The sequence below is a fragment of the Amycolatopsis sp. genome (genome assembly GCF_035276945.1).
Taxonomy (GTDB): Bacteria; Actinomycetota; Actinomycetes; order Mycobacteriales; family Pseudonocardiaceae; genus Amycolatopsis_E.
In genome coordinates this window covers 1-20,609 of record NZ_DATELF010000181.1, presented here as the reverse complement: position 1 = coordinate 20,609, position 20,609 = coordinate 1, and the positions used below count along the sequence as shown (strand labels likewise).

Sequence of the window (20,609 nt, the reverse complement as noted above, 5' to 3'; positions counted from 1 at the left end):
ACTCGCGATGGCGACCGCGGACCGGTTGCCACGGATCTTTGACGACGTCACCCGGCTCCTGGCCGAACACTGGCCGGACTACGCCGAATTCCTGGTCACCGAGCGCGAGGAGGTGGTGGCCTCGGCGACCATGTTCGTGCACCGGCTGGTCGGTATGGCCAGATGGGACATCACCGAGCTTTCCGGCGCCTCCCTGCACCCGGCGGACCAGCTCGGGGAGCAGCCCCTGTTCGAGGAGATCGGCCGTGCCCAGTGGCAGCAGGGCCGCGAGTTGACCAGCCTGCTGTCGGCCTACCAGATCGGGGCGCGGGTGGCCTGGCACCACGTCGCCGCGGTGGCCCTGGATGTCGGCGTCCCCTCGGACGTGTTCGCCTCGCTCGCCGAAGCGGTGTTCATCTTCGTCGACCAGCTGTCCTCGGCGTCGGCCCGCGGATACGTGCTCGAGCAGTCCGAAGCCGCGGTCGCCCGGGAGCGGCTGCGCGACGAACTGGGCAGCATGCTGCTGTCCGACCGCTCGGACTCCGCGGCCATCAGGGCCGCCGCGGCCCGGGTGGACTGGCCCGTGCCGCGCGAGGCCGCGGTGATCCTGGTCGAGCCGGACCACCCGGTCGGGGGCGCGCTGCTGGCGCGGCTGAACCACTCCTGCCTCCACGTGCGGCGGGAGCGGATGACGTGCGCGATCATTCCGGACCCCGACGGCCCGCAACGGCGGCAGCGGCTGGCCACCGCGCTGCACGGGGCGGACGCAGTGGTCGGCCACGCGGTGCCCCTGGAGGACCTGCCCGCCAGCATGCGGGTCGCCGAGGTGGCCCTGGAGCTACGCCGGTCCGGGGTGCTGGCCGACGACCCGGTGTTCGTCGACGAGCATCTCGACTCGATCATCGTGCACCGCGACCCGCGGCTCCTAAACACCTTCCGGACGCAGTGCCTCGCGCCGCTCGCCGACCTCGGCCCGGTCACCCGGCAGCGGCTGTGCGAGACGCTGGCCTCGTGGCTGCGCCATCTCGGGGACCGGCGGGCCGTCGCCGAGGAGCTGCACATCCATCCGCAGACGGTGCGGTACCGGCTGAGCCAGCTCCGCGAGCTCTTCGGCGACACGCTCGACGACCCGGACAACCGCCGCCGCCTCACGCTGGCGCTCGCCTGGGGTTTCCCCGAACCCTCCAGCTAAGCCAGTTCGTCCAGGACCTTGCGGAACTCGCCGGCGAACTCCTCGGCGTCGTCCACGCAGGCGGGGTCGGTGGCCACGCTCATCGAAAACGAGCCGTGCCAGCCCAGCACGCCCACCACGAACGGCGTGCCGGGCGCGATCGGGATGATCGGGTAGGCGGTGATCAGCGGGTACTCGCCCAGCGCGACCACCTGCCAGCCGGCGCCGGGCATGTTGGACACCGTGCCGTTGAAGAACTTGCCTCCGTAGACGGCGCGCGCGAACCAGCCGTGGAAGGCGGGCGGCATCATCTCGGCGACGGTCGTCATGACGAACCGGGACGCGATCACCCGGGTGCCGGTGCGCAGGCGGGCGCTGGCCTTCGTGATCGCGGCCAGCCGTTCGGGCTCGGGCATCGGGCCCGAAGGCACTTCGACCATCACCCCGGCCGTCACGTTGCCGTCCCGGCCCGGCCGGATGTCGGCCGCCATCAGCGGGACGTTCACCAGCAGTTTCGGCGGCAGCGGAGCGTCACTGACACGGTGCAGCGCACCGGCGGTTCCGCACAGCACCACGTCGGTGACCCTCGCTCCCCGCTTGCGGGCCAACTCCCGGACCGAGTCCAAATCCAGCCGCAGCGTGCCGAAGCGCCGCCGCGCGGTCTCGCTGACCGGCAGCGCCGCTTTCGGCCGCCGGTCGGTGGCCAGTTGCGCGAGCCCCACCGCGCCGCCCAGCAGCTTCCGCAGCGGGCCGGGCCGGGGCACGTCCTCCATCCCGGCCGTCAGGTCGGGCGAGTCGAACAGCCCGAGCATGAGGTTGATCATGCCGATCCCGTCGGCCACCGCGTGGTGTGCCAGGGACACGATCGCGGCGACCCCCTCTTCCACGCCGGTGACCACGCAGAACCGCCACAGCGGCCGGTCACGGGGAAGCGGTCGCGCGGCAAGATCGGCGACCAGGGCGTGCAGCGCGGACATGCCACCGGGCCTGCCGTCCGGCCGGGTCAGGTCGAAGGCCGGCACATGCCAGGACCAGTCCAGTTCGGGGTGCGGGATCCACCGCGGGCGGCCCGGCGATCCGGCCAGGCGCAGCCCGAACCGCGGCAGCTTGCCGAGCTTGGCGCTGATCGCCGCGATGGCCTGTTCCCGGCTCGGCGGCCGCGCGGCGCGCGAGGTGTCCAGCATGACCAGCCCGCCCACGTGGTGCGGTGCCGCCTCCGACTCGACGTGCAGGAAGAACGCGTCCGACGCGGGCAACCGGCCCGCCTGCTGCTGACCCACACTCATGATCATGCCCCCGCCGGGCACTAACCGGAACCACCGAAGCGGGCAGCCAGCCGCCGGTAGAGCCCGGGCACGACCCCGCGCACCGCGACGGGCAGCCGCAGCCATCCCGGGACGTAGGTTTCCGCACGCCCGTCGCGGACCGTGCGCAGCACGGCCGCGGCGACCTGGTCCGCGGGCAGGGGACGCGGAGAGCGGCGCTGGTAGGGGCGGCCACGGCGGGCGAAGAACTCGGTGTCGACCACGCCGGGAACCACCACGCCGACCGTGACCGGGCTGCCCGCCAGCTCGAACCGGAGACTCTCCGCGAACGCGTCCACGCCCGCCTTGACCGCCGAATACACCGCCTCACCCGCCACCCCCGTGCGACCGGCGATCGAGGTGACGAAGACGATCCGACCCGGCGAGGCCATCACGGGCAGCAGCGCGCGGGTCAGTTCGATCGGCGCGGTGAGGTTGACCGCGATCAGCCGCCGTACGTCCTCGCCGGTCATCTCGGGGAACGGGCCCGCCCAGCCGATGCCCGCGTTGTTGACCAGCACGTCCACCTTGCCGAACCGCCGGGCGACCTCGTCGGCGGCCTCGCGCACGGCGGCGACGTCGGCGAAGTCGGCCGGGAGCGCAAGCCCGCCGGTGTGCTCGGCGAGCGCGGCGAGGCGCCCGGTGTCCCGGCCATGCAGCACCAGAAGGGCACCGGCGTCGTGCAGCATCCGCGCGGTGGCCGCGCCGATACCGGACGACGCGCCGGTCACGACGACGGTTGCCCCGCGCAGGTCCACGACTCAGCCGGTGACCTGGACGGCGTCGATCACGAAGACGAGCGTCTCGTCCGGCTTGACCGACTGGTTGCCGATCGAGCCGGTGGCCAGGTTCGGCGGCACGATCACCAGCCTGCGCCCGCCCTGCCGGATGCCCGCCAGGCCCTGGTCCCAGCCCGCGATGGCCTGGTTCTCGCCGAGCGCGAACGAGAAGGACTGGAAGCCGAAGTCCTTCTTGTCCGACCAGGTCACCAGGTCGTAGGTGACACCGAGGGTGCTGCCCGTCGTGGCCGCCGCCCCGGTGCCGGCCTTGAGGTCCTTGGTGAGCAGGGTGGTCGGCGCGGTGCAGGTGTCCGGGATCGTGACCGTCGGCTTGGCACCGACGTCGCCGCTGACCTTGACGTCGTCCGCCGTGCACGCGTGGCCGGCCGAGGTGCTCGGCGCCGCGGTCGAGGACGGGGCGGCGACCGGGTTCGGCGCCGGGTAGGTGGGCCCGTCACCGGCCGGATAGGGCGACGCCACCTGGCTGCTGGCGCAGGCAGCGAGGCACAGCGCGGCGGCCGCCACGGTCATGATCTTGCCAGCGTTACGCATGGCGTCACCTTAACCGGGCGAAAACCGGTACCTACCCAGCCCCCGTTCTTTCGGCGATCTCGCGCGCCCACGCGATGACATCGCCAGGGCGCGACAAAGCGAACGCCTTGTTTACGCCGCTGCCGCCGCGCTGGCGCTCAATGGTCCCCAGTGCCGCCCCGTGAATTCGCCAACGTGTCGGCCAAAACTGCCAACTCCGTTGCGGTGTAGACGATTCCGAGCCGTCGCGTCGCGCGGGTGAGCGCCACGTACAGGTCGTTCCAGCCGCGCGAGGAGCCCGCCACGATCTCCTCCGGCGCCACGACGATCACGCCGTCGAACTCCAGCCCCTTGGCCTCGCCGACGGACAGCAGCGACACCCGGTCGCCGCCGGGCAGTTCGCCACGCAACTCGGAAAGCCGGTTCTCCGGGCACAGCACGGCGACCGTGCCCCCGTCCGCGGCGGCCAGCTCATCGTCCACAATGGAGCGTATCCGGGCGCCTGGTATCCGGCACTGCCAGGGCACGACCCCGGTTTCCCGCACCGACTCCGGCACTCGCAGCCGCGCGTCCACTTCGGCCAGCGCGGCCGCGGCGAGGAGCATGATCTCCGTCGGCGTCCGGTAGTTGATCGTCAGCTCGCGCAGCCGCCAGCGTTCGCCGACATGCGGGCCGAGCACCTCCTGCCACGCGGAGGCACCGGCCGGGGCACCGGTCTGCGCGACGTCGCCGACCAGCGTCATCGACCGGCTCGGGCAGCGCCGCATCAGCAACCGCCAGTCCATGGGGGACAGTTCCTGCGCCTCGTCGACGATCACGTGCCCGAACGTCCACCTGCGATCGCGGGCGGCCCGCTCGGCGGCGGTCAGCTCGCCGCGGCGCTGCTGGCGTTCGGCGAACAGCTCGGCGTCGAGGATGTCGGCGACCCGCAGGATCTCCTCGTCGATGATCTCCTCGTCCTGCTCCAGGATGTGCAGCACGCCTTCGGCGTAGGCGCGTTCCTCACGCTCCCGGCGCTCGCGCGCGGCCCGCTGTTCGGTGTCGTCCTGGCCGAGCAGCTCGGCCAGTTCGTCGAGCAGTGGCACGTCGGCCGGGGTCCACGGGGACCGGGGCGGACGCGCCAGGCGCTCGCGTTCGGCGGCGGTGAGCAGACAGCCGGCCGCGGCCACCAGGCGGTCCGGCGACGCGAACAGGTCGCGCAGCAGCCGTTGCGGGGTCATCTTGGGCCACAACGAATCCAGCGCGGCGAGCACCGTCCCGGACGTGGCCAGCTCGGCGCGGATCTCCTCCCGGTCGCCCGCGTCGAGCACCGGCGCGTCCGCGGTCTCCCCCTCTTCCAGCGCGATCTCGTCGACGCCCTCGAAGAGGTCCACTTCGAACCGCCCGGCGGCCTGCTCGGCCAGCACCTCCAGGAGCTCTTCGACGAACACGCGGCGAGCCACGTTGTGCGGGCGGAGCGTGGCGCGGGCCTTCGCCCTGGCGCGCTCGCAGGTGACCCGGTCGAGGGCGAGCACGCCGCCGTCGAACTCCACCTGCAGCACGTCCTCGGGCACCTGCTCCCGGTCCCGCACGGCCTCGGCGAGCACGCCGGCCATTGCCGCCCGGCCCTTGATTTCGGCCGCTTCACGGGAATCCTGCCCGGTGGCGCGTACCCCGGGGTACAACTGCCCGATGGTGGACAGCAGCACGCCGGTCTCGCCGAGGGACGGCAGCACCTGGCCGATGTAACGCAGGAACGTGCTGTTCGGGCCGACCACCAGCACACCGCGGGTGGCCAGCTGCCGGCGGTAGGTGTAGAGCAGGTAGGCGGCGCGATGCAGGGCGACGGCGGTCTTCCCGGTGCCCGGCCCGCCCTGCACGACGAGCACCCCGTTGAGGCCGTCGCGGATGATCCGGTCCTGCTCGGCCTGGATGGTGGCGACGATGTCGCTCATCTCACCCGTGCGGCGGCGTTCCAGGGCGGCCAGCAGGGTGGCTTCCCCGGCGAGCCCGAGGTCGTGACCCTGGTCGGCGGCGTGCAGGTCGAGGATTTCGTCGTCGAGCCCGACCACGCGGCGGCTCAGCGTCCGGATGTGGCGGCGTCTCCGGACGCCCTCCGGGGACGCCGCGGTGGCCAGGTAGAACGGCCGGGCGGCCGGCGCGCGCCAGTCCAGCAGCAGCGGTTCGTAGTCGCGCTCCTCGTCGAACAGCCCCAGCCTGCCGATGTAGGCGACATCGCCCTCATGGAAGTCGAGGCGGCCGAAGCACAACCCCTGCTCGACGGAAGTGAGCTGGGCGAGGCGCTCGGAGTACATCGTGGACGAGACGTCCCGCTCGGTGCGGGCCTGTGGCGTACCACCCGCCTGGCCCAGCGCGTCGGTGAGCCTCCGCTGCGCCGTCTCACGTTCGGCGTCGAGTCTGCGGTAGAGCATGGACACGTAGTCCTGCTCCGCCTTCAGTTCGGTCGCGTTCTCTGGTTCGCGGTCCGGCGACAGGGACAACGGCAACCCACTTTCGCTCGCGCACATCGATCGGCCGGTGAACCAACGACTTTACCGGCGCGTGAATTCCCGCGCCGGGACTCAGAAGGGCAGGCCGATCGCGGGCAGGCCGATCGCCGAGTCGACGGCGAGCGCGCAGAACACGATCATGAGGTAGGTGTTGGACCGGTGGAACAGGGCCATCGGCTTGGCCGGCACCCCGCTTCGGACCTGGGCGTAGAGCCGGTGGGCGTAGAACAGGAACCAGGTGCCGGCCAGCACCGCGAAGGCCGCGTACAGCCAGCTCGTCGCGGGCAGGAGCAGCAGCGTCCAGCCGACCATGACCCACGAGTAGACGACGATCTGCCGGGCGACGTGCTCGGGGGTGGCCACCACGGGCAGCATCGGCACGCCCGCGCGCTCGTAGTCCTCGCGGTACTTCATGGCCAGCGCCCAGGTGTGCGGCGGCGTCCAGAAGAAGATCACCCCGAACATCACGAACGCGGGCCACTGCACCGTGCCGGTCACCGCGGCCCAGCCGATCACCACCGGCATGCAGCCGGCCGCGCCGCCCCACACGACGTTCTGCGCCGTGCGCCGCTTGAGCACCAGCGTGTAGACGAAGATGTAGAACAGGATCGTGGCGACCGCGAGCGCCGCGGCGAGCAGGTTGACCGTGAAGTACAGCATCACGAACGAACCCACGCCGAGGACGAGCCCGAACACCAGCGCGTTCCGCCGCGGCACCGAGTCGCGCACCAGCGGGCGGCGCCGCGTGCGTTTCATCACCTTGTCGATGTCCGCGTCGATCACGCAGTTGAGCGCGTTCGCGCTGCCCGCCGCCATCGCCCCGCCGACCAGCGTGGCCAGCATCAGCAGCGGCGACGGGATGCTCCGCCCGGCGAGGAACATCGCCGGGATGGTCGTGACCAGCAGCAGTTCGATGACCTGCGGTTTGGTCAGCGCGACATAGGCGCCGACGAGCTGGCGGACCCGCCGGGGTCCGCTGGGCCGCGCAGCGCTGGTGTGGTCACTGCGTCGGTGCGCAGCGTTCACCAACGACATTTCGCTCCCTGGGTTCGGGTTCGGCAGGCGCCCGCCGGAAAGCCGGCACCGCCACAGATCGTAATCGCGCCCGATTCCGGCGCTTGTCCTGGGGGTTGGAGGGTGTCGGTCACACCCTCATCGGGTAGCCGACCTACTAGGCTGGCCGCCGGGGGCGCCGGTTGTGGTTGGGCCCGCGCGCCCCGAGCAGGAATACCGCCTCTTCGGGATCGATTGAGATGAGTGGGGCCTGCGCGAGAAACAGCAACCGTCACTACGACTAGCACCGGGAGTTCGAGTTCAGTGTCCGAAACCGCCACCATCAGCGAGAACAACCCTCTGCTCCGGCGGAACGTGCCCGCCGACTGGACCGGCCTCGACACCCGGGCGGTGGACACCATCCGGGTGCTCGCCGCGGACGCCGTCGAGAACTGCGGCAGTGGTCACCCCGGCACCGCGATGAGCCTGGCGCCGCTGGCGTACACGCTCTTCCAGCGGGTCATGCGGCACGACCCCGCCGACCCCGAGTGGCCCGCCCGTGACCGGTTCATCCTCTCCGCCGGCCACAGCAGCCTGACTCTCTACATCCAGTTGTTCCTCGCCGGCTACGGGCTCGAACTCGAGGACCTGAGGCAACTGCGCAAGTGGGGCTCCAGGACCCCCGGCCACCCCGAGTACCAGCACACGCGCGGAGTGGAGACCACCACCGGCCCGCTGGGCCAGGGCCTGGCCAACGCGGTCGGGATGGCCATGGCCGCCCGCCGTGAGCGCGGCCTGCTCGACCCCGCGCCCGCTCCCGGCGAGAGCATCTTCGACCACCACATCTACGTGATCGCCTCCGACGGCGACATCGAGGAGGGCGTGACCTCCGAGGCGTCCTCCATCGCCGGGCGCCAGGAGCTGGGCAACCTGATCGTCTTCTACGACGACAACAAGATCTCCATCGAGGACGACACCACGATCGCCTTGAGCGAGGACACCGCCAAGCGGTACGAGGCCTACGGCTGGCACGTCCAGGTCGTCGAGGGCGGCGAGGACGTCGTCGCGATCGAAGAGGCCATCAAGGCGGCCAAGGCGGACCCACGGCCCTCGTTCATCCTGCTGCGCACGATCATCGGCTATCCCGCGCCGAACAAGATGAACACCGGCAAGGCGCACGGCGCCGCGCTGGGCGCCGAAGAGGTCGCCGCGGTGAAGGAAATCCTCGGCTTCGACCCGGAGAAGAGCTTCCAGATCTCCGACGAGGTGCTGGCCGCCACGCGCAAGGCGATCGACCGCGGCAAGCAGTGGCGGGCCGAGTGGCAGGAGCGCTTCGAGGCGTGGGCCGCGGCCAACCCGGAGCGCAAGGCCCTCGCCGACCGGCTGGCCACCCGCGGCCTGCCCGAGGGCTGGGCGGACAACCTGCCCAGCTGGGAACCGGGCGGCAAGGGCATCGCCACCCGCAAGGCCTCCGGTGAGGTGCTGTCCGCGCTCGCGGACGTGCTGCCCGAGTTGTGGGGCGGGTCGGCGGACCTGGCGGAGAGCAACAACACCACGATGAAGGGCGCCGACTCCTTCGGCCCCGAGAAGGCCTCCACCAAGATGTGGAACGCCAACCCGTACGGTCGCACGCTGCACTTCGGTGTCCGCGAGCACGCGATGGGCTCGATCCTCAACGGCATCGCGCTGCACGGCGGCACCCGCCCGTACGGCGCCACCTTCCTCATCTTCAGCGACTACATGCGCCCGCCGGTGCGGCTGGCCTCGATCATGAAGGCGCCGGTCATCTACGTGTGGACGCACGACTCGATCGGCCTCGGCGAGGACGGCCCGACGCACCAGCCGATCGAGCAACTGGCGTCGCTGCGCGCCATTCCGGGCCTGAACGTGGTCCGGCCCGCGGACGCGAACGAGACCGCGGCCGCCTGGAAGGCCGTGCTGGAGGACATCCACCACCCGTCCGGTATCGCGCTGACCAGGCAGAACGTGCCGATCCTCGAAGGCACCTCCGCGGAGGGCGTGGCCAGGGGTGGCTATGTGCTCGAGGACACCTCCAACGGCGACCCGCAGGTGGTGCTGATCGGCACCGGCTCCGAGGTGCAGATCGCCGTCGCCGCGCGGAAGGCCCTGGAAGCGGAGGGTATTCGAACCCGGGTCGTGTCGATGCCGTGTGTGGAGTGGTTCGACGCGCAGGACGAGGACTACCGGGAGTCGGTGCTGCCCTCCACCGTCAAGGCCCGGGTGGCGGTCGAGGCCGGGATAGCCCAGCCTTGGTACCGCTTCGTCGGCGACGCCGGTGAGATCGTGTCGATCGAGCACTTCGGTGCTTCGGCCGACTACCAGACCCTGTTCCGCGAGTTCGGGTTCACCGACGAGGCCGTCGCCGACGCCGCCCGCCGCTCGCTCGCCAATTCCACCAACTGAAAGGGGATGACCAGCCATGACCGACCGACTCGCGCAACTGGCCGGGGCCGGGGTGTCCATCTGGCTCGACGACCTGTCCCGGGAACGGCTCGACACCGGCAACCTGGCCGAGCTGATCCGCGACCGGCACGTCGTCGGGGTCACCACCAACCCGACCATCTTCGCCAACGCCCTGTCCAGGGGTGAGTCCTACGACGCGCAGGTCCGCGAGCTCGCCGCCCGCGGCGCCGACCTGTCCGCCACCGTCCGCGAACTGACCACGACCGACGTGCGCAACGCCGCAGACCTGTTCCGCGACGTGTACCGCGCCAGCGGGGGCGTCGACGGCCGGGTGTCCATCGAGGTGGACCCGCGCCTGGCCAAGGACGCCGAGAAGACGGTGGCCGAGGCGCAGGACCTGTGGAAGACCGTGGACCGGCCCAACATCTTCGTGAAGATCCCGGCCACCGAGGAGGGCCTGCCCGCGATCACCCGGACCCTGGCCGAAGGCATCAGCGTCAACGTCACGCTCATTTTCTCCGTGGAGCGGTACCGCAAGGTGATCGACGCCTTCTTCGCGGGGCTCGAGCAGGCCAAGGCCAACGGCCACGATCTGCGTGCCATCCAGTCGGTGGCGTCGTTCTTCGTGTCGCGTGTGGACACCGAGGTCGACAAGCGCCTCGACCAGATCGGCGGCGGCGAGGCGAAGGCGCTGCGCGGTGAGGCCGCCATCGCCAACGCGCGGCTGGCTTACGCCGCCTACGAGGAACTGTTCGCCACCGAGCGCTGGCAGGCGCTGAAGGCGCAGGGCGCGAGCCCGCAGCGGCCGCTGTGGGCGTCCACCGGCGTGAAGGACCCGTCCTACTCGGACACTCGCTACGTGGACGAACTGGTGGTCGCCGGCAGCGTGAACACCATGCCGGAGAAGACCCTGTTCGCGGTCGCCGACCACAGCCAGGTCGGTGGCGACAAGGTCACCGGCACCGGCCGCCAGGCACAGGAGGTGTTCGACCAGCTCTCGGCCGTGGGCATCGACATCCCGGACGTCTTCCGCACCCTGGAGGACGAGGGCGTGGAGAAGTTCGAAAAGTCCTGGCAGGAGCTGCTGGACACGGTTTCGGGCCAGCTCGAGAAGGCGAAGGACTGAGCCGATGCCGGGGGAAGACACCACTGTCCAGATCGTCGACGGGGAGCTCGCGGCCAAAGCCGCGCCGTTGGTGGACAAGCTCGCCGCCGACCAGGTGGCGAGCAAGCTCGCCGCGCAGGACCCGACGCTGTGGGGTGCCGGGGCCGAGCCCGAGGCCTCGATCCGGCTGTCCTGGACCACGCTGCACAAGACCTCGCGCCCCCTGATCGGCGAGATCGAGGCACTTCGGGAAGAGTTGCGGGGCGGGGGGGTGGACCGTGTCGTGCTCGCCGGGATGGGCGGATCGTCGCTGGCCCCCGAGGTGATCGCGGGCACCACCGGCGTCCCGCTGACCGTCCTCGACACCACCGACCCCGGCCAGGTCGCCGACGCGCTCGCGGGCGACCTGCAGCGCACGGTCGTGGTCGTGTCGTCGAAGTCCGGCGGCACCGTCGAGACCGACAGTCACCGCAGGATCTTCGCCAAGGCCTTCGCCGATGCCGGGATAGACGCGTCGAGCCGGATCGTCGTGGTCACCGACCCGGGCTCGCCGCTGTCCGAACTCGCCGGGACCGAGGGCTACCGCAAGGTGTTCCTGGCCGACCCGCACGTCGGCGGGCGCTACTCGGCGCTCACCGCGTTCGGGCTGGTTCCCGCCGGGCTGGCGGGTGCCGACGTGGCCCGGCTGCTCGACCAGGCCGCGGCCGTCGCGCCGCTGCTGGCCGCCGATGACGCGAGCAACCCGGCTCTGCAACTCGCGGCCGCGTGGGGCGCCGCCCACGACGACGGCGCCGAAAAGGTCGTACTGGCGGACAGCGGTTCAGGTATCAAGGGGTTCGCCGACTGGGCAGAGCAGCTGATCGCCGAGTCGACCGGCAAGCAGGGCACCGGCCTGCTGCCGGTGGCGGTCGCCAGCCCCGAGGCGCCCGGCTTCGCCGACGCCGGCCCGGACGCCACCCCGGTCGCCATCGGCCCCGCCGCGGGCCCGGCCAAGATCGCGACGGCGGGTCCGCTGGGCGCGCAGTTCCTGCTGTGGGAGTTCGCCACGGCGATCGCCGGACGGCTGCTGGAGATCAACCCGTTCGACCAGCCGGACGTGGAGGCCGCCAAGCAGGCCGCGCGCGACCTGCTGAACGACCCGGCCAAGCTGTCGGGCGGCGAGGCACCGTCCGCTGTGGACGGTCCGGTGCAGATCTTCGTTCCGGCGGGAGTTGATGCCGATACAGTGGCGCGGGGCGCCTCCGTTGAGGGCGGCGGTGGGCGACGGGTGGGCGGCACGCTCGTCGACGCGCTCCGCGAATTCCTCGGCACCGCGCCGGAGCACGGCTACCTCGCCATACAGGCGTACCTGGACCGGCTCGACGACGCCTCCGCCGCGGTGCTGCGGTCCGAACTGGCCAAGCGCACCGGGCTGCAGACCACCTTCGGCTGGGGCCCGCGGTTCCTGCACTCGACCGGCCAGTACCACAAGGGCGGTCACCAGAACGGCATCTTCCTCCAGCTCACCGGTGACGCCGAAACGGACCTCGAGGTGCCGGGCCGCCCCTACACGCTGGGCCGGCTGCAGCACGCGCAGGCGCTCGGCGACGCCCAGGTGCTCACCCAGCACGGGAGGCCGGTGCTGCGGCTGCACCTGACCGACCGGGCCGCTGGCCTGGCCGATGTGGTTCGCGCGGTACAGGAGGTCGGCACACGATGAGTCGCTCCGCGTCAATCGGCCGCGGCAACCACGCCGGCCACCGGGCGCGTCCCGCTCCGCTGTCAGGGCGGCGGGGCGCCCTGCCTCCCGGCGTTCGTCAGGAACCGCACGTGCGCCCTGCCGGCACGATCGCGGTCGCGCGCAAACTCGCGGAGGAGGAACAGTGAGCGACCGGTGGAGCAACCCGCTGCGCGATCCGCGGGACAAGCGGCTGCCGAGGATCGCCGGGCCGTCCAGCCTGGTGATCTTCGGGGTCACCGGTGACCTGTCCCGCAAGAAGCTGATGCCGGCGATCTACGACCTGGCCAACCGCGGCCTGCTCCCCGCCGGTTTCTCGCTGATCGGCTTCGCCCGACGGGACTGGGAGCACGAGGACTTCGGGCAGCTGGTGCACGACGCGGTGGCCGAGCACGCGCGCACCCCGTTCCGAGAGTCGGTGTGGCACCGGCTCGCGGAGGGGATCCGCTTCGTGCAGGGCTCCTTCGACGACGACAACGCGTTCGACCGGCTCGCCGACACGGTGCGCGAGCTCAACACCGAACGCGGCACCGGCGGCAACACGGCGTTCTACCTGTCGATCCCGCCGAGCGCGTTCCCGGTGGTGACCAAGCAACTCGCCCGCTCCGGCCTGGCCAACGGTGACGAAAACAGCTGGCGCCGGGTGGTCATCGAGAAGCCTTTCGGGCACGACCTGGCCAGCGCCCGGGAGCTCAACGCGATCGTCAACGACGTCTTCCCCGAGGAGTCGGTGTTCCGCATCGACCACTACCTCGGCAAGGAGACGGTGCAGAACATCCTGGCGCTGCGGTTCGCCAACCAGCTGTTCGAGCCGATCTGGAACGCCAACTACGTCGACCACGTGCAGATCACCATGGCCGAGGACATCGGCCTCGGTGGCCGCGCCGGCTACTACGACGGCATCGGCGCGGCCCGCGACGTGATCCAGAACCATCTGCTGCAACTGCTCGCCTTCACCGCGATGGAGGAGCCGGTCTCCTTCGAGCCGCGGGCGCTGCGCGCCGAGAAGATCAAGGTGCTGTCGGCGACCAAGCCGCTGCAGCCCCTCGACGAGACCACGGCGCGCGGGCAGTACGCGGGCGGCTGGCAGGGCGGCAAGAAGGTACCCGGGCTGCTGCAGGAGGCCGGGTTCGCCAAGGACTCGACCACGGAGACCTACGCCGCGGTCACCCTGGCGGTGGAGAACCGCCGGTGGGCGGGCGTGCCGTTCTACCTGCGCACCGGCAAGCGGCTGGGCAGGCGGGTCACCGAGATCGCGATCGTGTTCAAGCGGGCCCCGCACCTGCCCTTCGACCGCACCTCCACCGAGGAACTGGGGCAGAACGCGCTGGTCATCCGGGTACAGCCGGACGAGGGCGTGACGCTGCGGTTCGGCTCGAAGGTGCCGGGGACCACGATGGAGGTCCGGGACGTCACGATGGACTTCGGGTACGGGCATGCCTTCACCGAGTCCTCCCCCGAGGCGTACGAGCGGCTCATCCTGGATGTGCTGCTGGGCGAGCCTTCACTGTTCCCGGTGAACGACGAGGTCGAGCTGTCCTGGGAAATCCTCGACCCGGTCCTGGAACACTGGGCCAAGCACGGCACGCCCGAACCGTACGCGCCCGGCAGCTGGGGGCCGCCTTCGGCGGACGCGATGCTCGCCCGGTCCGGCCGGAACTGGAGAAGGCCATGAGCGTGCACCGAAGCAGGACCACGCGGAAAGGACTGGGGCGTCCATGATCATCGACCTGCCCTCCACCACGACTTCGCAGGTCAACCGCAAGCTGGTCGAGATCCGGGAACGCGGTGGCGCCGTGGCACTCGGCCGGGTGCTCACCCTGGTGATCGTCGACGACGACGGCGAGCACCTCGAGGAGCACATCGACGCGGCCAACGAAGCCAGCCGGGAGCACCCGTGCCGGGTGATCGTCGTCGCGCGCGGTTCGCGGACGGCCGCGGCCCGGATCGACGGCCAGATCCGGGTCGGCGGAGACGCCGGCGCCAGCGAAGTGATCGTCCTGCGGCTGTACGGGCCGCTGGCCAGCCAGGGCCAGAGCGCCGTCGTGCCGCTGCTGCTGTCGGACGCGCCGATCGTGACCTGGTGGCCCAGCGCGGGCCCGAAGGCGCCGGCCCAGGATCCGCTCGGTGAGCTGGCACAGCGCCGCATCACCGACTCCGCCGCGGAACGGAACCCGGTGCGCGCGCTGATCACCCGCCGCAAGGCCTACGAGGCCGGGGACACCGACCTGGCCTGGACGAGGCTGACCAACTGGCGGGCCCAGCTGGTGGCCGCGCTGGATCTGCCGCCGTACGAGAAGATCACCGGCGCGACGGTGACCGGCGAGGCCGACTCGCCGTCCACCGAACTGCTCGCCGGCTGGCTGACCGAGTACCTGCGGGTGCCGGTGAAGCGGGTGAAGTCAGCGACCGCGCAGGGCATCCAGTCGGTGTCGCTGGAGCGTGCGTCCGGCCCGGTGGAGCTGTTCCGGCCGGACGGCAAGGTCGGCACGCTGACGCAACCCGGCCAGCCCGCCCGGCGGATCGCGCTGCACCGCCGCAGCACCAAGGACTGCCTGATCGAGGAGCTGCGGCGGCTCGACCCGGACGAGGTCTACGAGGCCGCGCTGCACGGCCTGGACAAGCTCGCCAACGGGGCCGCCAAGCCCGCGGAGGGTGCCAAGCCCGCGAAGAAGTCCGGCAGCGGCAAGACGACTGTGAAGACCAACGCCAAATGAGCGAAACGATCGCGGTCGCGCGCGAAACCGCGGAGAAGGCATGACCGGCAATTCCGAGGTCGTGGTCTACGCCAATCCCGGGCTCCTCGCGGCCGCCGCGGCCGCGCGCCTGGTCACCAGGCTGGTCGACGTGCAGGCGGCGAAGGGGTCCGCGTCGCTGGTGCTCACCGGCGGCAGCACCGGGATCGCCGTGCTCGAACAGCTGCGCCGGTCCCCCGCGCGTGACGCGGTGGACTGGTCGCGGCTGGATCTGTACTGGGGTGACGAACGGTTCGTGCCCGCGGGCGACGGCGAGCGCAACGAGAAGCAGGCTCGCGAGGCCCTGCTCGACCATGTCCCGGTCGATCCGAACCGCGTGCACGCCATGGCGGCCTCCGACGGTGAGTTCGGCGACGACCCCGATGCGGCCGCCGAGGCCTACGCGCGGGTACTCGCCGAGAACGCTCAGCCCGAGGACCACGGGGACGTGCCCGGCTTCGACATCATGCTGCTCGGGCTGGGTGGCGAGGGTCACACCGCTTCGGTGTTCCCGGAATCCCCGGCGGTCTACGAGACCGAGCGGCCGGTGGTTGCGGTGCGCAACTGCCCGAAGCCGCCGCCCACCCGGGTCTCGCTGACCCTGCCCGCCATCCGCCGGGCGCACGACGTGTGGCTGATGACGACCGGGGAGGCCAAAGCCGACGCCGTCGCGTTGGCGCTGGCCGGAGCCGGTGAGGTGCAGGTACCGGTCGCCGGCGCGCGAGGCCGGCGCCGGACCCTCTGGCTCATCGACCGTCTCGCGGCCGCCAAACTCTCGCACGTCTACCTCCCCCCGATCGCGTGAATTCCGGCTGGGGCTTTCGGTGTGTTCGGCGCGCCGAATGCCCCAGTATCAAACCCCCATCCGGAGCAAGGCGAACGCCGGGAACGACGCCTTTTTCGTCACGGTAAGTGTGATTTACCGGCGCTGTACACGTTCGCGTTAGCATCCGCACATTTGTCGGTCACTACGCGTCCCATCGGATCTTTTCCGCAGTCTCATCGTCTGAGTCGACAAGGACGAGTGAGGTCCGAGCATGAGCACAGAGGGACTCTCCATCGGAATCACGGTCGGCGGCCCCGGCGCGGGGGCCGCCGACCGGAGACGGGAACAAATTCCCCCTCGCTGGGCAGCGTTGCTCAAACGGGAAACGTGGATGCCGCTGGCCATCGACGCGATGGCGGTCCTGCTCGCGGCACTGGATGTGTGGCTGGTCATCCCGGAGAAGGCGCAGACCTACTCGCTGATCTTCTCCGGACTCGCCTGCCTGGCGCTGGTTTTCCGGCGGTGGCTGCCGTTCATCGTCGTGCTGGCCACCGTGCCGGGATTCCTGACCGGCTGGTCGCAGTTGGCCGCGATGATCGCGCTCGGCATGCTGGCCACCCGCAAACAGACGCACTGGCAGGTATGGGTAGGCGCGGCACTGGTCTGGGCCTGCCGGTTCATCCAGTGGCCACTGTCCGACTTCGCCGCGCTGAGCTGGCGCGAACACGCCATCGACGCGATCTACGGGGTGCTGGTCGCCGGCATGCCGATCGCCATCGGGCTGCTGATCGGAGCGCGGGCCGAACTTTCGCAGAAACTCGGCGAACTCGCGGCCAGCCGGGACCGCGAGCGCAAGCTTCGTGACGACGCGGTCCGCGCCGAGGAACGCGCCCGGCTGGCCAGGGAGATGCACGACGTCGTTTCGCACGACATCACGCTGATCGCCATGCAGGCCGGGGTGCTGGCGGCGACACCGGACTCCGGAGAGGCCCAGCGCACCGCCCGGGTGATCCGGCAGCTGTCCACCCGCACCCTCGAAGAGCTCCGATCACTGGTCGGCGTGCTGCGCTCGGGTGCCGAGGACGACGGCCCGCAGCCCGGGATCGGTGAACTCGACCAGCTGCTCAAGGGAAGCGAGGTGGAGGTGGGGCTGACCGTGGAGAGGGTCCCCGAACAGCTGCCCACCAAGGTCTCCGCGGCCGCCTACCGCACGGTGCAGGAGTGCCTGACCAACGTCCGCAAGCACGCGCCGGGCGCGGCCGCGACGGTGCTGATCCTGGGCGAAGATGACACACTGAACGTGGAGGTACGCAACGACAAGCCCCGGAGGCCGGTCACCCCACTGCCCTCGGGTGGGCACGGGCTCACCGGGCTGGCCGAACGGGCCCGGTTGCTCGGTGGCAGCTTCGAGACCTCGCCGACCGAGGACGGCGGGTTCCGGGTCCGGGCCAGATATCCGCTCAAGAGCTGAGCGCACACGGACAGGCAGGGCACTCGGGTGGGTCAGTGCCCTGCCGTTCGCGTTCGTTTTGGGGATGGCAGATCTGTGGTGGTTTCAGATCTGGCGGCGCTGGCGGAGCCGTTCGAGCGCCTCGGCGAGAATGGCCTCGCCGTCCGCGTCACTGCGCCGCTCCTTCACATATGCCAGGTGGGTCTTGTACGGCTCGGTGCGGGGCGCGGCGGGCGGGTTCTCCTCGTCCTGACCGCCGGGCAGCCCGCAGCGGGGGCAGTCCCACTCCTCCGGAATCTCGGCGTCCAGGGCGAACGAAGGACGCGACTCGTGCCCGTTCGCACACCAGTAGGACACTCGGCGGCGCGGCGCGGACTCGCCGCGCTCGGACTCACCGGAAGGACCGGCACCGACCCTGGTACCGCGAATCGCATTACCGCCAACCATGAATCCTCACAGTGTTGTCTGGCGGCGCACCCCCCAATAGGCACGCCCGTGCTCACTCAAGGGCCCTCCGAGAACGCGAACGCCTTGCCGCGCCCAGAGGTTCCATCACACCTTCAGCAGCAGACCAAGACCCACGATGCTGATCAACCAGATCGCACCGAGCAACAGGGTGATGCGGTCGAGGTTCTTCTCGGCCACGCTCGACCCCGCCAGGCTCGACTGCATCCCGCCTCCGAACAGCGAGGACAACCCGCCACCACGCCCACGGTGCAGCAATACCGCGACCACCAGCAGCACACTGGACGCGATCAACAGGATCTGCAGGAACAGCTTCATTTCTTCCTCTGTTGTTCCGTATCGGACGAAGCAGGCTCTTACGGCGGTAGCCCGATCCTACGTCACCCGCAAAGGGGAGCCCGTACAGTGTGACGGTCTGAGGTTGACAGACTACTCGCCGCCCGCGTGGCTCAGGGCAGCGGTCCCCCGGCGGCCAGGGCGCACAGCTTGGTGAACTCGTCGGCCTGCAGGCTCGCGCCACCGACCAGGGCACCGTCGATGTTGTCGCAGGCCACCAGTTCGGCGATGTTGCCCGACTTGACCGAGCCGCCGTAGAGCACGCGGACCGCGTCGGCGACTTCGCCGCCGTACTTCCCGGCCAGCGTCTCCCGCAGCGCCTTGCAGACCTCTTCGGCGTCCGAAGCGGTGGCGACGCGGCCGGTGCCGATCGCCCAGACCGGCTCGTAGGCGACGACCACCTTCTCCTTGACCTGGTCGGCCTTGAGGCCCTTGAGCCCGGCGATCAGCTGCTCGCAGCTGTGCTCGACGTGCCTGCCCCCTTCGCGCACCTCCAGGCGTTCGCCGACGCACAGGATCGGGCTGATCCCGTGTTTGATCGCCGCCCGGACCTTCTTGTTGACCAGCTCGTCGTCCTCCTGGTGGTACTCGCGGCGCTCGGAGTGCCCCACCGTGACGAACGTGCAGCCGAGCTTGGCCAGCATCGGCCCCGACACGTCCCCGGTGTAGGCGCCGGAGTCATGCGGGGACAGGTCCTGGGCCCCGTGGGTCAGCAGCAGCTTGTCCCCGTCGACCAGGGTCTGGATGCTGCGGATGTCGGTGAACGGCGGGAGGACCGTGACGTCCACCTTGGCGTAGTACTTCTCCGGCAGGGAGAACGCGATCTTCTGGACGAGCGCGATGGCCTCGAGGTGGTTGAGGTTCATCTTCCAGTTGCCGGCGATCAGCGTCTTACGCGCCATCAGTTCTCTCCGCCCAACACCGCTACGCCCGGAAGGTCCTTGCCCTCCAGGAACTCCAGCGACGCGCCGCCACCGGTGGAGATGTGCGAGAACCCGTCCTCGGGCAGGCCGAGCAGGCGGACCGCGGCCGCCGAATCACCACCGCCGACCACGCTGAACGCGTCGCTGTCCACGATGGCCTGGGCCACGCCGCGGGTGCCCGCCGCGAACGGAGCCAGCTCGAACACGCCGGCCGGCCCGTTCCAGAACGCCGTCTTCGCCTGCGCGATCACCTTCGCGAACAACTCGACCGTGCGCGGACCGATGTCCAGCCCCTTCCACCCCGCCGGGATGGCGTCGGCCGGGACCGTGCGCACCTCGACGTCCGCGGCGAGTGCCTCGGCGATCACCACGTCCACCGGGAGCACGATCTGCTCACCGTGCTCGTCGAGCAGCTTGCGCGCGGTCTCGACGAAGTCGGTCTCCAGCAGGGAACCGCCGACGTCGTGGCCCTGCGCGGCGAGGAAGGTGAACGCCATGCCGCCGCCGATGAGCAGCTTGTCCACCTTGGGCAGCAGCGCCTCGATCACCGCCAGCTTGTCCGACACCTTCGACCCGCCGAGCACGACCACGTACGGCCGTACGGGGTCGCCGGTGAGCTTGCGCAGCACGTCGAGCTCCTTGAGCACGAGGTCGCCGGCATAGGCGGGCAGTATCCGCGCCACGTCGTAGACCGACGCCTGCTTGCGGTGCACCACGCCGAAACCGTCGGACACGAACGCCTCGGCCAGGGCCGCGAGCTCGGCGGCCAGCTCCGCGCGTTCGGTGTCGGACTTGCTGGTCTCGCGCGGGTCGAACCGCACGTTCTCCAGCAGGCCCACCGACCCGTCCGCGAGCGAGCCGGCCAGGGACTTCGCTTCCGGGCCCACCACGTCCCCGGCGAGCTTGACCTCGGCACCGAGCAGTTCGCCGAGCCGGCCGGCGACCGGGCGCAGCGAGTACCGGGGGTCGGGAGCGCCCTTGGGGCGGCCGAGGTGCGTCGCCACGATCACCTTGGCGCCGGCCTGGGCCAGCCGCCTGATGGTGGGCAGGGCGGCCCGCACCCGGCCGTCATCGGTGATCGTCGAGTCGTCGAGGGGGACGTTCAGGTCGGCGCGCACCAGGACGCACCTGCCGGAAACGCCCTCGTCCAGCAGATCTTCCAGCGTCTTGAGAGCCATGGGCGCAGTCTCAGGAGAGCTTCGAGCCGACGAGCTTGACCAGGTCGGCGAGGCGGTTGGAGTAGCCCCACTCGTTGTCGTACCAGCCGACGACCTTGACCTGGTTGCCGATGACCTTCGTCAGGCCGGCGTCGAAGATGCACGAGTACGACGAATGGACGATGTCCGTCGACACGAGCGGCTCGTCGGTGAACCGGAGGATGCCCTCGTAGTTGTCCTTGTCGGCGACCGAGCGATAGGTCTCGTTCACCTCTTCGGCGGTCG

General features: G+C 70.6%; 17 protein-coding genes and 1 pseudogene. 8 read left to right on the top strand and 10 right to left on the bottom strand.

The window, feature by feature from the left end; translation table 11 throughout:
• Window positions 1–7 precede the first annotated feature (7 nt).
• Window positions 8–1,171 (top strand): helix-turn-helix domain-containing protein, encoded by a 1,164-nt coding sequence (locus tag VJT49_RS33230; protein WP_324168948.1) that lies wholly within the window; start codon window positions 8–10, stop codon window positions 1,169–1,171.
• On the opposite strand, the gene VJT49_RS33225 is transcribed toward VJT49_RS33230, so the two are convergent.
• From VJT49_RS33225 to VJT49_RS33205, 5 genes are all read right to left on the bottom strand, one after another.
• Window positions 1,168–2,436, bottom strand: coding sequence for a wax ester/triacylglycerol synthase domain-containing protein (locus VJT49_RS33225; protein ID WP_324168947.1), 1,269 nt, complete (start codon window positions 2,434–2,436; stop codon window positions 1,168–1,170). The two genes, VJT49_RS33230 and VJT49_RS33225, sit on opposite strands and share 4 nt — an antisense overlap.
• Before the next feature lie 20 nt (window positions 2,437–2,456).
• On the bottom strand, window positions 2,457–3,212 hold the full coding sequence (locus tag VJT49_RS33220) for an SDR family oxidoreductase (RefSeq protein WP_324168946.1): 756 nt from the start codon (window positions 3,210–3,212) through the stop codon (window positions 2,457–2,459).
• Window positions 3,213–3,215: 3 nt separating this feature from the next.
• Window positions 3,216–3,785, bottom strand: a complete 570-nt coding sequence (locus tag VJT49_RS33215; RefSeq protein WP_324168945.1) for an FKBP-type peptidyl-prolyl cis-trans isomerase — start codon at window positions 3,783–3,785, stop codon at window positions 3,216–3,218.
• A gap of 137 nt (window positions 3,786–3,922) precedes the next feature.
• The gene (locus tag VJT49_RS33210) at window positions 3,923–6,271 is read right to left on the bottom strand and encodes a HelD family protein (RefSeq protein WP_324168944.1); all 2,349 of its coding nucleotides are present in this window, start codon (window positions 6,269–6,271) and stop codon (window positions 3,923–3,925) included.
• Between the two features lie 54 nt (window positions 6,272–6,325).
• Window positions 6,326–7,288 (bottom strand): heme o synthase, encoded by a 963-nt coding sequence (locus tag VJT49_RS33205; protein WP_324168943.1) that lies wholly within the window; start codon window positions 7,286–7,288, stop codon window positions 6,326–6,328.
• 282 nt (window positions 7,289–7,570) lie between these two features.
• On the opposite strand from VJT49_RS33205, the gene tkt reads away from it, so the two are divergent.
• The 7 genes from tkt (at window position 7,571) to VJT49_RS33170 (ending at window position 17,464) form a co-directional block, all read left to right on the top strand.
• Window positions 7,571–9,670, top strand: coding sequence for a transketolase (tkt, locus tag VJT49_RS33200; RefSeq protein ID WP_324168942.1), 2,100 nt, complete (start codon window positions 7,571–7,573; stop codon window positions 9,668–9,670).
• A 16-nt stretch (window positions 9,671–9,686) separates the two neighbouring features.
• Window positions 9,687–10,796, top strand: coding sequence for a transaldolase (gene tal, locus VJT49_RS33195; protein WP_324168941.1), 1,110 nt, complete (start codon window positions 9,687–9,689; stop codon window positions 10,794–10,796).
• 4 nt (window positions 10,797–10,800) lie between these two features.
• A complete protein-coding gene (locus VJT49_RS33190) occupies window positions 10,801–12,474 on the top strand; it encodes a glucose-6-phosphate isomerase (protein WP_324168940.1) in 1,674 nt (557 codons plus the stop codon).
• A 163-nt stretch (window positions 12,475–12,637) separates the two neighbouring features.
• Window positions 12,638–14,167, top strand: coding sequence for a glucose-6-phosphate dehydrogenase (gene zwf, locus VJT49_RS33185; protein ID WP_324168939.1), 1,530 nt, complete (start codon window positions 12,638–12,640; stop codon window positions 14,165–14,167).
• A 43-nt stretch (window positions 14,168–14,210) separates the two neighbouring features.
• Window positions 14,211–15,209, top strand: a complete 999-nt coding sequence (gene opcA / locus VJT49_RS33180; RefSeq protein WP_324168938.1) for a glucose-6-phosphate dehydrogenase assembly protein OpcA — start codon at window positions 14,211–14,213, stop codon at window positions 15,207–15,209.
• A 40-nt stretch (window positions 15,210–15,249) separates the two neighbouring features.
• A complete protein-coding gene (pgl, locus tag VJT49_RS33175; RefSeq protein ID WP_324168937.1) occupies window positions 15,250–16,032 on the top strand; it encodes a 6-phosphogluconolactonase in 783 nt (260 codons plus the stop codon).
• A 232-nt stretch (window positions 16,033–16,264) separates the two neighbouring features.
• Window positions 16,265–17,464, top strand: a complete 1,200-nt coding sequence (locus VJT49_RS33170) for a sensor histidine kinase (protein ID WP_324168936.1) — start codon at window positions 16,265–16,267, stop codon at window positions 17,462–17,464.
• An 84-nt stretch (window positions 17,465–17,548) separates the two neighbouring features.
• Here VJT49_RS33170 and VJT49_RS33165 read toward each other — a convergent pair whose 3' ends face one another.
• From VJT49_RS33165 to VJT49_RS33145, 5 genes and pseudogenes are all read right to left on the bottom strand, one after another.
• Window positions 17,549–17,890: an RNA polymerase-binding protein RbpA gene (locus VJT49_RS33165; RefSeq protein ID WP_324168935.1), complete on the bottom strand. Its 342-nt coding sequence runs from the start codon at window positions 17,888–17,890 to the stop codon at window positions 17,549–17,551.
• 105 nt (window positions 17,891–17,995) lie between these two features.
• Window positions 17,996–18,226 carry a preprotein translocase subunit SecG gene (secG, locus tag VJT49_RS33160; protein WP_033292761.1) on the bottom strand — a complete coding sequence of 77 codons (231 nt, stop codon included), beginning with the start codon at window positions 18,224–18,226 and terminating at the stop codon, window positions 17,996–17,998.
• 131 nt (window positions 18,227–18,357) lie between these two features.
• Window positions 18,358–19,146 (bottom strand): triose-phosphate isomerase, encoded by a 789-nt coding sequence (gene tpiA / locus VJT49_RS33155; protein WP_324168934.1) that lies wholly within the window; start codon window positions 19,144–19,146, stop codon window positions 18,358–18,360.
• The gene (locus VJT49_RS33150; protein WP_324168933.1) at window positions 19,146–20,345 is read right to left on the bottom strand and encodes a phosphoglycerate kinase; all 1,200 of its coding nucleotides are present in this window, start codon (window positions 20,343–20,345) and stop codon (window positions 19,146–19,148) included. Before VJT49_RS33150 ends, tpiA begins: the two co-directional genes overlap by 1 nt.
• Window positions 20,346–20,355: 10 nt before the next feature.
• Window positions 20,356–20,609 (bottom strand): annotated as a pseudogene (locus VJT49_RS33145) (type I glyceraldehyde-3-phosphate dehydrogenase); the annotation flags it as partial.